At 39.2% G+C, this 13,345-nt stretch carries 12 protein-coding genes; 10 read left to right on the forward strand and 2 right to left on the reverse strand.

The annotated features are described in order from the left end of the window. The first annotated feature begins 248 nt into the window (after window positions 1–248). The 10 genes from DUT71_RS03935 to trxA all read left to right on the forward strand — a co-directional run bounded on the left by DUT71_RS03935 (window position 249) and on the right by trxA (window position 10,119). A complete protein-coding gene (locus DUT71_RS03935; RefSeq protein WP_113661234.1) occupies window positions 249–2,141 on the forward strand; it encodes a RecQ family ATP-dependent DNA helicase in 1,893 nt (630 codons plus the stop codon). 150 nt (window positions 2,142–2,291) lie between these two features. Next, window positions 2,292–2,921, forward strand: a complete 630-nt coding sequence (locus DUT71_RS03940) for a putative polyvalent protein kinase domain-containing protein (RefSeq protein ID WP_113661235.1) — start codon at window positions 2,292–2,294, stop codon at window positions 2,919–2,921. Window positions 2,922–2,971: 50 nt separating this feature from the next. Next, complete coding sequence (locus DUT71_RS03945) at window positions 2,972–4,306, forward strand: MFS transporter (RefSeq protein ID WP_113661236.1); 1,335 nt, start codon at window positions 2,972–2,974, stop codon at window positions 4,304–4,306. A 21-nt stretch (window positions 4,307–4,327) separates the two neighbouring features. Further along, window positions 4,328–5,065 (forward strand): (Fe-S)-binding protein, encoded by a 738-nt coding sequence (locus DUT71_RS03950; protein WP_113661237.1) that lies wholly within the window; start codon window positions 4,328–4,330, stop codon window positions 5,063–5,065. A gap of 117 nt (window positions 5,066–5,182) precedes the next feature. Then, window positions 5,183–6,064, forward strand: coding sequence for a hypothetical protein (locus DUT71_RS03955; RefSeq protein WP_113661238.1), 882 nt, complete (start codon window positions 5,183–5,185; stop codon window positions 6,062–6,064). A gap of 325 nt (window positions 6,065–6,389) precedes the next feature. Continuing rightward, window positions 6,390–8,315 carry a threonine--tRNA ligase gene (thrS, locus tag DUT71_RS03960; RefSeq protein WP_113661239.1) on the forward strand — a complete coding sequence of 642 codons (1,926 nt, stop codon included), beginning with the start codon at window positions 6,390–6,392 and terminating at the stop codon, window positions 8,313–8,315. A gap of 12 nt (window positions 8,316–8,327) precedes the next feature. Then, on the forward strand, window positions 8,328–8,900 hold the full coding sequence (gene infC / locus DUT71_RS03965; RefSeq protein ID WP_113661240.1) for a translation initiation factor IF-3: 573 nt from the start codon (window positions 8,328–8,330) through the stop codon (window positions 8,898–8,900). Between the two features lie 25 nt (window positions 8,901–8,925). Continuing rightward, entirely contained in the window at window positions 8,926–9,126 is a 201-nt protein-coding gene (gene rpmI / locus DUT71_RS03970) for a 50S ribosomal protein L35 (protein ID WP_113645868.1), read from the forward strand. 74 nt (window positions 9,127–9,200) lie between these two features. Beyond that, on the forward strand, window positions 9,201–9,545 hold the full coding sequence (gene rplT, locus DUT71_RS03975; protein WP_113661241.1) for a 50S ribosomal protein L20: 345 nt from the start codon (window positions 9,201–9,203) through the stop codon (window positions 9,543–9,545). Window positions 9,546–9,822: 277 nt separating this feature from the next. Next, entirely contained in the window at window positions 9,823–10,119 is a 297-nt protein-coding gene (gene trxA / locus DUT71_RS03980; protein WP_113661242.1) for a thioredoxin, read from the forward strand. A gap of 2 nt (window positions 10,120–10,121) precedes the next feature. On the opposite strand, the gene pdeM is transcribed toward trxA, so the two are convergent. After that, a complete protein-coding gene (pdeM, locus tag DUT71_RS03985; protein ID WP_113661243.1) occupies window positions 10,122–10,757 on the reverse strand; it encodes a ligase-associated DNA damage response endonuclease PdeM in 636 nt (211 codons plus the stop codon). 78 nt (window positions 10,758–10,835) lie between these two features. Continuing rightward, the gene (locus DUT71_RS03990; protein WP_113661244.1) at window positions 10,836–13,286 is read right to left on the reverse strand and encodes a ligase-associated DNA damage response DEXH box helicase; all 2,451 of its coding nucleotides are present in this window, start codon (window positions 13,284–13,286) and stop codon (window positions 10,836–10,838) included. Window positions 13,287–13,345: the final 59 nt, after the last annotated feature.

Consider the following 13,345-nt stretch of genomic DNA (forward strand, 5'->3'; position numbering starts at 1 on the left):
TTTCTTGCCACAGATACACAGATTTCATCGCTTTGATTTGTTGATGATGATTTTAAAGTATTGATAATGATTTGTTTAGATGAACTGTTGAAGCTTGGTGTGACGAGGTGTTGAAGCATATCTTTAAATGTTCCAAAATGTAGTATGAAATCTGTTAAGATAACTAGCGAATTGACATTTGTGCATCTACGGCCAAATCTCTTTTTTGAAAAGCGATGATGGTTTCATAGTTTTGAATTTGCCAATCTATGACTGCAACTGAAATTTTAAAGAAATATTGGGGCTTTGATGTTTTTCGTCCATTGCAGGAAGAAATTATCCAATCAGTCATTAAAAAGCAAGATACTTTAGCCCTACTACCCACAGGAGGAGGAAAGTCAATTTGTTTTCAGGTGCCCGCAATGATGATGGAGGGCATTTGCATTGTGGTATCGCCTTTGGTAGCTTTAATGAAAGACCAAGTAGAAAACTTGAAGGCCAAGGGAATTGAAGCTATTGCCATTTATGCCGGAATGGGCAAACGGGAAATCGATATTTTGCTGGATAACTGCATTTATGGGAACATCAAGTTTTTGTATCTCTCTCCAGAACGTTTGCTATCGGAACTGGTGCGTGTACGTATCTCCTACATGAATGTAAACCTGATCGCCATTGACGAAGCACACTGTATTTCGCAATGGGGTTATGATTTTCGCCCGCCTTATTTGAAAGTTAAGGAACTGCGGGAAATATTACCTGATACCCCTGTTTTGGCACTTACAGCTACTGCTACGCCAGAAGTAAAGACAGATATCATTGAAAAATTGGAGATGAAGGATGCACAGGTTTTTGTGAAGAGCTTCTCTCGTAAAAACCTCAGTTACGTAGTATTTAATTTAGATGATAAGCATAAGAAGCTGATAGAGATTTGCAAAAATGTTAAAGGTTGTGGCTTAATCTATGTGAGAAATAGACGAGAAACCGCCGAAGTGGCAAATTTCCTTCAACGAAATCATATCTCCGCCGATTTTTACCATGCTGGTTTGGAAAAGGATGCGAGATTTCAGAAGCAGGAAGATTGGAAGAAGGATAAAATTAGGGTGATGGTAGCTACCAATGCTTTTGGCATGGGAATCGATAAACCGAATGTGCGTTTTGTTATCCATTTGGATTTGCCGGAAAGCTTGGAAGCCTATTATCAGGAAGCCGGTAGGGCAGGAAGGGACGAAAAAAGAGCTTTTGCGGTGCTGTTAACCAACAAGGCTGACCAAATGATACTGGAAGCTAAATACACGGATAGCTTTCCCTCTGTGGATGAAATTAAAAAGGTGTACCATTACCTTGGTAATTACTATCAATTGGCCTATGGCGCAGGGCAGGGGCTATATTTTGATTTTGACTTAGCTGCTTTTTGTAAGCGCTTTGGCATTGGCGTGATTAAAACCATGGCCGCATTGAAGTTTTTAGAAAGAGATGGTTACCTGGTTTTATCGGAAAATATCTTTATCCCATCAAGATTGATGTTTGTGGCAGGGCACGAAGATGTTTATCGATTCCAAATTGAAAACGCTGCTTTTGATCCCATTGTTAAAACCATACAGCGCTCGTACGGAGGGGCATTTGATGGTTATGTAAAGATTAGTGAAAGCGATTTATCCAATAGGCTGAGGATTTCCTATAACGACGTAGTTGCATATTTGAAGAAACTGCAAGAGTATCAGGTGATTTCCTATTTGCCACAAACCGACCAGCCGCAATTACAGTTTGTAACCCCACGTTTGGATATGCTGCACTTAGACGTAGATGCTAAATTCATCCAGCTGCGCAAGCAAATACAGAGCACGCAAATTGAAGCGGTGTTGGCGTATGCCTCTAACAACATTTGTAGAAGCGTACAGTTGCTGACTTATTTTGGAGAAAGCGGTGCCGAAAAATGTGGTGTTTGTGATGTTTGTTTGGCTGAAAAAAAACAGGAAGACCTCTCTGCCTATAATGATACCATTGACTTTGAGATTTGTACCGTATTGCAAGGCCAGCATCTCGATTTGGATGAATTGGTAAAAAGCATTCAAACGGGTACAGATAATGACAAAATAGAACGAATTAGAGAACTTTTGGACGCAGGTAAAATTAAAACCGATGGAAAGAAGTATTATTTGTAGATTTTCAATAACCAATTAGCCAATTTTCCTATCTTAGTTGTAAATCAACACGTAAATCTAAATAAGCTTTTTCTAAGCTTTATTTACTAAGGATTAACAAATTAGGAATTACCAACTTTTAGTTATCTTTGTATTTGTTAGTAAAATCAAGTGAAAGATGAGTTACGCAATGTCCTTTCAGGAAAGAGCAAAGTTAGGTTTGGAGAAATTATCCAAACAATATCCAGTTACCTTAGAGAAAGCACGCAAACAAGCACAACGCCTAAAGACTCAAAGCTCTTCAAAAAACAAGAGACAGAGGTTTTAGAAAAATTCATTACTGAGAAAAATCTTTGGATAGATGATATAGATTTCTCTAAGTATGTGAGTGAGGGAGCGGAACAAAAAGTTTATCTCAAAGACGATAAGCACGTTATTAAACTTAATGACACTATCTATTACTTATCTTGGGTAGATTATTTTCACAATCCTCTACTGCATAATTACTTTTTTTCCGATACCGCATACGAATTACTAGGGTTTACAAAAGACCACAACAATGTGTTGTACGCTGTGGTTCAACAAACTTTTGTGACACTTACAACCATGACAGACTTAAAAGAAGTAAAAGACTTTTTAACGAGAAATGGTTTTTCTAATACTAGGAATCACGATTATTTCAACGCTGAATTAGGGATTATTTTGGAAGATTTACATGATGAAAATGTACTTACCAATAACGGTATTCCTTTCTTTATAGATACTGTTTTTTATCTAACAGATGAATTTTGGAAAGATTGATAATTGCAATTAACCAATTTTCCTATCTTAGCCGCTACCATTCAAACTACATGCAAACTAAAAACGACAAAAAAACAATCCGCTCTTGGGCCTTTTTCGATTGGGCCAATTCAGCTTATAATCTTGTAATTACTTCTACCATATTTCCAGCCTATTACACTGCAATTACATCAGATAAGGATGATAGTACCATTGACTATGTTTATTTCTTTGGGTATAAAATCGTCAATTCGGCCCTGTATAGCTACGCCATGGCTTTTGCCTTTTTAGTGATTGCTTTGCTGTCGCCCATATTGTCGTCCATAGCCGATACACGTGGCAATAAAAAGATCTTCATGAAGATGTTCACCTATATTGGCGCCATTGCCTGTAGTGCACTTTTCTTCTTCGAAATCAATGCAGAAAAAGGGGTAGACACCTTGAATTTTAGCATCATCATGTTTGTTTTGGCTGCTATTGGTTTTTGGGGCAGCTTGGTATTCTATAATTCTTATCTGCCAGAAATCGCTACGGTAGAAAAACAAGATGATGTAAGCGCCAAAGGCTATATGTATGGTTATATTGGCAGTATCATTTTACAGATCATCTGCTTTGTATTTGTATTTAAACCTGAATGGTTTGGTATTGTTGATGCGTCCATTCCGGCACGTTTGTCATTTTTATTAGTGGGCATTTGGTGGATAGGTTTTGCTCAAATTCCATTTAAAAACTTGCCTAAGGGAAGCCCTGATTATAAAACCGAGAAGAAAAACATCATGACCAGCGGCTTTCAAGAGCTCAACAAAGTTTGGAAACAGGTAAAACAAATGAAATACTTAAAAAGGTTTCTGTTTGCGTTCTTTTTCTATTCCATGGGCGTACAAACCGTAATGTTGGTGGCAGCACTTTTTGGAGAGAAGATATTGCATCTGCCTACCTCAAAACTCATTGCAACCATCCTGATTTTGCAGTTGGTGGCCATTCCAGGAGCCATGTTGATGTCGTACCTTTCTTCCAAAAAATTTGGTAACGTAAATGTATTAATAGGAGTAGTTACCATTTGGATTGGATGCTGTATTGCAGCTTACTATATTCATACCGAGTTCCAATTTTATGCGCTAGCAGCAGTAATTGGTCTGATCATGGGTGGTATTCAATCTTTATCACGTTCTACGTATTCTAAATTTCTACCGCAGCATAGTCCAGATCATACTTCATTTTTTAGCTTTTACGATGTAACAGAGAAAGTTGCGTTGGTTTTCGGAATGTTCAGCTTCGGTTATATCGAAGTATTGAGTGGAAGTATGCGTAATTCTGTGATCGCATTGGCCCTGTTTTTTGTTTTAGGTTTAGTATTTTTGCTGCTGCTCAAAAAAGTACAGCCCAAAGCAGTGGTTGTTGATTAAAAGTGGAGACCGAAGAATAGCATGAAGATAGAACTGTTTATCCCTTGTTTTGTAGACCAATTATATCCAGAGACGGCATTTAATACGATTAAAATCCTTGAAAAAGCTGGATGCGAAATAGTTTATAATCCAAAACAGACTTGCTGCGGACAGCCCGCGTACAACGCAGGGTACTGGGAACAAGCCAAGGAGATAGGTACAAAATTTCTAGCCGATTTTTCGGAAACGCAATACATCGTAGCCCCATCGGCTTCTTGTGTAGGTATGGTTAAAACAGGTTATAACGATTTGTTTACCAATACTATGGTACATAATAAATGCAGAAGCTTACAGGCTAATATTTTCGAATTGTCCGATTTTTTAATCAACGTACTTAAGAAAGATTACTTTGGTGCCGAGCTGGAAGGAAAGGCCGTTTATCATGATTCGTGCAGTGGGTTGCGGGAGTGTAAAATAAAGGCAGAACCACGTCAGCTCTTGTCGCGGGTAATTGGCTTGGAAATGCTGGAGATGAAAGATACCGACATGTGCTGTGGCTTTGGCGGTACCTTTGCCGTAAAATTTGATGCTATATCTTCGGCCATGGCTGAGCAAAAGGTAAATAACGCCTTGGAAATGGATGCCGATTATATCATTTCCACGGACCTTTCCTGTTTAATGCATTTGGATGGCTATATCCAAAAAAACAACCTTTCTATCAAAACCATGCACCTGGCCGATGTATTGGCAAATGGCTGGTTAGAAAGCACTGAATACTAATTGTTTCCATGTTTTGTAAAACTCTGGTTATAATCTAAAGAAATTAACCTTTTTTAACATTGCTTTACTTCAAAGTGCTTTATTTTTGTTTTGCTGATTTAATATCGACAACCAATCATGAAAAAAATATTTATTGCCTTTTTAGGCCTTTTAGCATTTACCATAAATGCCCAAGCACAAAAGAAATCTGGTGCAATCCAGTTTGAAAGTGTGATTGATCCTGTTGCTGTAGCGGAAGCTAGCGGCAGACAAATTCCAGAGGAGATGAAAGCTCGTATGCCAAAATCTATCAAAGCCAATTACGAATTGCTTTATAATGCTACAAACGCCAGTTTTATGCCTGTAACAGAAACAGAAGATAGCAACAGCGGAGGCGGGGGCAGACCAGGTGGCGGCTTTAGGTTTGGTGGTTTTGGTGGCGGAGCCAATAGAGAATATTATTACACTTTCGCTGATCAAAAGGTAGTAGAGGTTTTTGACATGATGGACACTACTTACATCATGCCAACCAAACTTGCCGTAACTGCAAACAACCCAATGAATAACATGGGAGGAAGAAACAACAACCAAAATAACAGTGCAGTACAGTTTTTAAATGTTCCTCCAACAGTAGAAGTGATTAAAACTGAGGAAACGAAGAAAATCGTAAATCTTGATTGCAAGAAAGTAATCATTAGAACTACCCGTAAGGCCAAAGTGTTGGATATGGAGAAAGATGTGGTTGAAGAGACTGTTTTATGGTACACTAACGATTTAGGCTTTAACTTTTCTCCAATGCCAAATTTGTGGACAGAAGGAGCTGTTTTGGCTATCGAAATTAAAGGCGGTGGTACCACTGCAAAAAGTATCGAATACAGAGGTGTAAGTACTAAAGATGTAACCGCTCCCAAAAAGGCTGTTGCCATTACACCTGAACAATACCAAGCCAAAATGGAAGCCATGATGGCCAGGTTCAGAAATAACAACAACCGCCAAGGCGCTACTGGAAGGGTAAACTAAGAAATTCCATTTTATATTTTTTCTGAATGTCTCGGCTATCGTCGGGACATTTTTTGTTTGTATGTACACCACGTCATTGCGAGGCACGAAGCAATCTCAGTGGCCGACCCTGAAATAAATTCAGGGTGACGTATAATTGGCGCTCCGTCATGCTGACCACGAAGTAGCTGCGAAGCAAATTTATTTCAGCATCAGTTTTGTAAGTGCTAATAAATGCAACTTGGGCATGAAATACAATCTAAAAACCCTATCTTTGCAGAAAATAAATCACACACGTAGGTGATTTGCAAAACAATTTATTTTAAACTTTAAATCATAGTTGTAGATGATTAACATTACTTTACCTGATGGTTCTGTCCGTCAGTATGAAAAGGGTACAAATGCCCATCAAATTGCCCTCTCAATCTCAGAAGGTTTAGCACGAAATGTTTTAGCGGCAGAAGTGAACGGAGAAGTTTGGGATAGTTCACGCCCAATTGAAGCAGATTCTGCGGTAAAATTGCTGACCTGGAATGATAGTGAAGGAAAATCGACTTTCTGGCACTCCTCAGCGCACTTAATGGCCGAAGCTTTAGAAGCACTTTATCCTGGCACAAAATTCGGCATTGGTCCAGCCATCGAAACGGGCTTTTACTACGATGTAGATTTTGGCGATAGAGAGTTTTCTTCTGATGACTTCAAGGCAATTGAGGATAAAATGCTGGAATTGGCCAAGCAAAAGGAAGTTTTCGAACGTAAAAGTGTAAGCAAAGCTGATGCTATCGAGTATTTCACTGAAAAAGGTGATGAATACAAATTAGATTTGATTGATGGCCTGGAAGACGGAAAAATTACTTTCTATACCCAAGGCAACTTTACCGATTTGTGCCGTGGACCTCATATTCCAAATACCAGCTTTATCAAAGCAATTAAGTTGATGAACGTGGCTGGTGCTTATTGGAGAGGTGATGAAACCAAAAAACAGTTAACCCGTATTTACGGAGTTACGTTTCCTAAAGCAAGTGAATTGACCGAATATCTTCACATGATTGAAGAGGCCAAAAAACGTGATCACCGTAAATTGGGTAAGGAATTGGAATTGTTCACTTTCTCAGAAAAAGTGGGGATGGGCCTGCCAATGTGGTTGCCAAAAGGTACTGCTTTGCGTGAACGTTTAGTTCAGTTTTTAACTAAAGCACAACAAAAATCAGGTTACGAACAGGTAATTACGCCTCATATTGGCCATAAGAATTTGTATATCACTTCTGGTCACTATGAAAAATACGGAAAAGATAGTTTCCAGCCGATTAAAACACCACAAGAAGGAGAGGAGTTTTTCTTAAAACCAATGAACTGCCCTCACCACTGTGAGTTGTATAAATTCAAACCTCGTTCTTACAAGGATTTGCCAGTTCGTTTTGCCGAATTTGGTACCGTATATCGTTACGAGCAAAGTGGAGAGTTACATGGTTTAACCCGTGTACGTGGCTTTACGCAGGATGATGCGCACTTGTTCTGTCGCCCAGACCAAGTGAAAGAAGAATTTAAAAAAGTAATTGACCTCGTACTTTATGTATTTAAATCTTTAGGTTTTGATAACTATGTGGCTCAGGTTTCGTTACGTGACCCAGAGAACAAAGCTAAATACATTGGTTCTGATGAGAATTGGAAACTAGCCGAATCTGCGATTATTGAAGCAGCAGAAGAGAAAGGCTTGCCTACCGTGGTAGAATATGGTGAAGCCGCTTTTTACGGGCCTAAGCTGGATTTTATGGTTCGTGATGCGCTGGGCAGGAAATGGCAATTGGGTACCATTCAGGTTGATTATAACCTTCCAGAGCGTTTTGAGCTAGAATATACAGGAAGCGATAATCAAAAACATCGTCCTGTAATGATCCACCGAGCGCCATTTGGTTCAATGGAACGTTTCGTGGCGGTATTGATTGAGCACTGCGGAGGGAACTTCCCATTGTGGCTTTCGCCAGAGCAATACATCATTCTTCCTATCTCAGAAAAGTATGAAGAATATGCAAAAAAAGTTTCAGAAGAATTAAATAATTCCGATATTCGCGGTCTGATTGACTTTCGTGATGAAAAGATTGGAAGAAAAATCAGAGACGCTGAGGTTAAAAAACTGCCTTATATGCTCATTATAGGCGAAAAAGAGATGGAAGAAGGTAGGGTTTCGGTTCGCAAGCACGGTGAGGGAGATTTAGGAAGCATGACCTTAGCAGAATTTAGTGCATTAATTAACAAAGAAATAACAGTTTAACAAGGAAAGCATTTGGCATTAGGAAGACCAGGATTTAACAGGGGACCACGTCCACCTTTTAAGAAAAAAGAAGCAGAACATAATATTAACGAGCATATTCGCGCTCAAGAGGTTAGGCTGGCTGGGGATAATGTAGAGCAGGGGATTTATCCTTTGTCAAAAGCATTGGCAATTGCCGATGAGCTAGAGCTTGACTTGGTAGAGATTTCTCCAAACGCAAACCCTCCTGTTTGCCGCATTATGGACTACAGCAAGTTCATGTATGAGCAAAAGAAGAAGCAAAAGGAAATCAAAGCCAATGCTAAGCAAACCGTTATCAAGGAAATCCGTTTCGGACCTAACACTTCTGACCACGATTTCCAGTTCAAGTTAAAACATGCGATCAGCTTTTTAGAAGCCGGCGAAAAAGTTAGGGCTTACGTACACTTCAAAGGAAGAGCAATTGTTTACAAAGAGCAGGGAGAAATCTTGTTGCTTAAGTTTGCACAAGCGCTAGAAGAAGTAGGTAAAGTTGAATTATTGCCAAAATTGGAGGGTAAACGTATGTTTTTAACCGTAGCTCCAAAAGCAACAGCAAAGAAGTAATAAATTATATAAACAAAATCAGGTTATGCCAAAAATGAAAACCAATTCCAGTGCCAAAAAGCGTTTCTCGCTTACTGGAACAGGTAAAATTGCAAGAAAGAACGCCTACAAAAGTCACATCTTGACTAAAAAGAGTACTAAACGTAAGCGTAACTTAACCAACACTAGTTTGGTAAACGATGCAGATATGGGCAACGTTAAACGTATGCTTTGCATCGGTAAGTAATTAATTTTTAACCAGGTGAACGGTAGTAAGCTTGTTGAAATACACAGCGCCGCTTATCAAAAACACAACACATTATGCCTCGTTCGGTAAACGTAGTAGCTGCAAGACGCAGAAGAAAAAAAGTCCTAAACATGGCCAAAGGCTATTGGGGCTCAAGAAGCAAGGTTTTTACCATTGCTAAAAACACGGTAGAAAAAGGTTTGCAATATGCATACCGCGACCGTAAAGCTAAGAAAAGAGAATTCCGTGCATTATGGATTCAACGTATCAATGCCGGTGCTCGTGAGCACGGTATTTCTTACTCGCAATTGATTGGTAAATTAGCTGCAAAAAACATCGGTTTAAACCGTAAAGTTTTAGCTGATTTGGCCATGAACAATAAAGAAGCTTTTAAAGCGGTTATTGATGCAGTAAAATAAGATACTAAGATATCAAGAAAAGGGAGCGATGAAAATTGCTCCCTTTTTTTATATACGTTCTCGTCATTGCGAGGAGGAACAACGAAGTAATCTATTATTAGATTACAGAATAATCACATTCGTCATGCTTAATTTATTTCAGCATCTGTTAGCATATTTTCTAAATTACCGGCATGTAAGATTGCTTGGTAAACTCGCAATGGCGAAAAATCTAATAATGTTAAAGTTTCAAAACCATTCTTTTTTACTCTTGTTCATCTTGTAAAGAAATAATATTATGTCTAAGTTTTCTGAATTAATTAATGGCGATAAGCCTGTGTTGGTAGATTTTTTTGCAGAATGGTGTGCGCCATGCAAAGCAATGGGGCCCATATTGACGGAGTTGAAAAGCCAAATAGGAGATAAAGCCACCATTATAAAAGTTGATGTAGATAAAAACCAGGCTGCTGCAAGTGCATTTAATGTACAGGGCGTGCCAACTTTTATTCTATTCAAAAAAGGAAAAGCTATTTGGCGACAAAGTGGTGCCGTTCCTGCTCCTGAATTGAAACGATTGATTGAAATGCATGGGTAAGTTTACACTTTCACGATTTTAGTTGGTGTAATCGCAAACACCATATCGGTTTCTTTAGCTTTTACCAATTGCAAACCTGTGAAATTACTAAATGCCGGAAGAACCGCATGATCTTCTCCAAAATAAAAGCAAGGAAACTTTAATCGCTGTTTTGCTTTGTTGTAGATGCTAATTCCGGGGTGAATGTGCCCACTAATGGCGTATAAATTGGATCTGCAATGTGCCACATCATGAATAAAGCAGAATTGATCAGTTTGGTAATTGGGTTCATAAACTTCAACAGCCAAGTTTTTATATACTTCTTCTGCCTGCTGATCGTGATTTCCCTTCACCAATATAAAATTGATTTCATTGAAGTTCTCTTTCCATTTCGCGAATTCATCAATTTCAGTGTTGTAGTCGCTATGGAACATGTCTCCGTTAATGAGTAGTTGCTTAGGAAGGTATTTCTCTAATAATTCCGACAGTCTGTCAAGGTCGTTTTTGGATACAATGTTGGGCACGGCTAAACCAGCTTTACGGAAATGGGCTGCCTTGCCTAAATGTAAATCGCTAATGGCTAATAATTGCTCTTTAGGCAGATAGATGGCTCTTTCTTTATCTAATATGATTTCTTCTTCTCTAACCGAAATTTTCACCTAGCAAAATTAAGTAATTCTCTAAACTTAGATAACCAACAAGAAGTTAAGTGCATTAAATTCTTACCATGCAGTTTATTATTTAAATACTTCTTTCTTCATTCTTTCAATACGCTGCTCCAATTCCTCAGAACTCATATTTGCCCTTAGGCTATCTACTTTGATTGGGAACGACAGTGGTGTAAATCTTTTGGGATAGGTTATCACGATGTTGCTATTTTGAATACGATTTAATGCTGCTGCTAATCGAGGTTCCTCTAGTTGCTGGTAAAATACTTCTTCGTAAGCCTGCCGCAATAGCAGATTATGTTTGTCAAAATCATTAAAAACGTTGAAAAATAATCCCGCACTGCTTTGCAGATGTTTATTGGTGATATATTTACCAGGATAGCCTTGAAAAACTAGGCCGGCAATGCAGGCGATATCTCGAAACTTTCTTCTTGCCATTTCAGTAGAATTAATGCTCAAAGTGATATCTTCCGCAAGATTTTTTGGCGAAAAAACTTCGTAGGCAATACCATCGTCCATCGGTATTTCGATATCGCTCAGTAATTCAAAACCGTAATCGTTCATCGCTATTGAGAAGGTAATGGGTATTAATTTGCTCAATCGATAGGCCACAAGTGCACCTAAAATTTCGTGTACCAATCTGCCTTCGAAAGGATAAGCAAACAGGTGGAATCCTTCACGGTTATTAATCATCTCGATCAGCAGTTCATCACTTTTAGGTACATGAGACCTCTCTTCCTGGATTTTAAAAAGTGGCTGTACAATATCCAACTCCTCGTCCTGATGCGCCTGATCCAACACCTCGTTGTATTTTTTACGAAGTACGGCGCCTAAATTAGAAGAAAGGGGCAAGCGCCCACCCAACCAGCTTGGCGAAATGGCTTTCTTTTGTTTACTGCGACGAACCATAACGGTCATTTCCTTAATTTGTACAAATTCCAAGATTCGCCCAGCCAGTACAAAGCTGTCACCTGCTTTAAGCTTTGAAACAAAATATTCTTCCACCATCCCAATATAACCACCACTGAGGAATTTAACTTTTAACATGGCATCGCTAACGATAGTGCCAATATGCAGTCGATGTCGCATGGCAATCTGCCTACTTTTAACTTTCCACAGGCCATCCTCGTCTTTTACTACTTTTTTGAATTCGTTGTAAGCTGTGAGACTTTCGCCTCCAGAAGTTATAAATTGCATCACCCAGGCCCATTCGTTAGGTAAGAGTTCTTTAAAGGCATTAGTTTGTTTAATTTCCTTATAAGTCTGCTTATCGTCAAAACCATCACCCACGGCCAGAGTAACCAAATATTGGATGAGGGTGTCAAAAATCATCACAAAAGGTTCTCTACTTTCGATATTGTTTTCCCTGGCTGCTTCTTTGATTGCGGCTGCTTCCACCAGTTCAAGGGCATGGGTAGGCAGGAAATATATTTTAGAAGTCTCAAATGGTGAATGCCCCGAACGTCCGGCACGTTGTAAAAACCTAGCCACTCCCTTTGGAGAACCGATTTGGACCACGGTATCCACGGGTTTAAAATCTACCCCTAAATCTAAGGAAGAAGTAGCAATCACGGCTTTCAGTAGGCCGCTGTGCAAACTCTCTTCAATCCAGTTTCTTAACTCAAAATCAATGGAGCCGTGGTGGATGGCTATTCTGCCTGCTAAGTCGGGTTCAATATCTAACAGGTGTTGATACCAAATTTCGGACTGTCCACGGGTATTGATGAAAATAAGAGTGGTTTTGCTTTTATAGATGATTGGAATGAGCTTATGGGCCAATTTTAGCCCTAGATGCCCAGCCCAAGGCAAGGTTTCTATCTTGTCGGGTAGGATGGATTTGATTTGTATCTTCTTTTCTAATTGTGCCCTAACGATTATTTTTTTGGCAGATTCCTCGGGAACTATTACATCTAGCGCTTCTTGTATATTGCCTATCGTTGCTGAAATGCCCCACACACGTAACATCTCGTTCCCCTGAGTTTTTTGGATGCCTTTTATTCGGGAAACAGCTAATTCCACCAATACGCCACGTTTACTGCCCAATAATTCATGCCATTCATCGGCCACAATACATTTTAGGTTTTTAAATAGGCTGGAGGAACCTTTTTGGGCCAATAACAAATGCAAACTTTCTGGAGTGATCAGCAATATCTCGGGCATTGTTTTTTTCTGTTGAAGTTTCTCTGCCTGTGAAGTATCTCCATTACGAACACCTACTACCCAATCAAGTCCTATAGCTAAAAGTACTTCCCTCATTGCCCTGGCGATATCTTTGGCTAACGACCTTAAGGGGGTAATCCAAACGAGTTGTACACCTTTCGCTGGCCGATCTTGGTTTAAGGCTTCTATCACTACGCCTAAAAAAACGGAGAAGGTTTTCCCAAATCCTGTTGGCGCATTAACTAAGCCGCTATAGCCTTCTAAATAATATTGCCAGGTATCCTTTTGGAAATCAAAAGGTTTCCTTTTATCGGTTTTAAGCCAAGAAATAATTTGTTGATAGCCTTTGGTTTTTTGCATGTCTTAGGTTTTTCCGTCATTGCGAGGTACAAAGCAATCTCACTAAGTTTTATATAATC

This window comes from Pedobacter nanyangensis (genome assembly GCF_003313505.1).
In the GTDB taxonomy this organism is placed as follows: Bacteria; Bacteroidota; Bacteroidia; order Sphingobacteriales; family Sphingobacteriaceae; genus Pedobacter; species Pedobacter nanyangensis.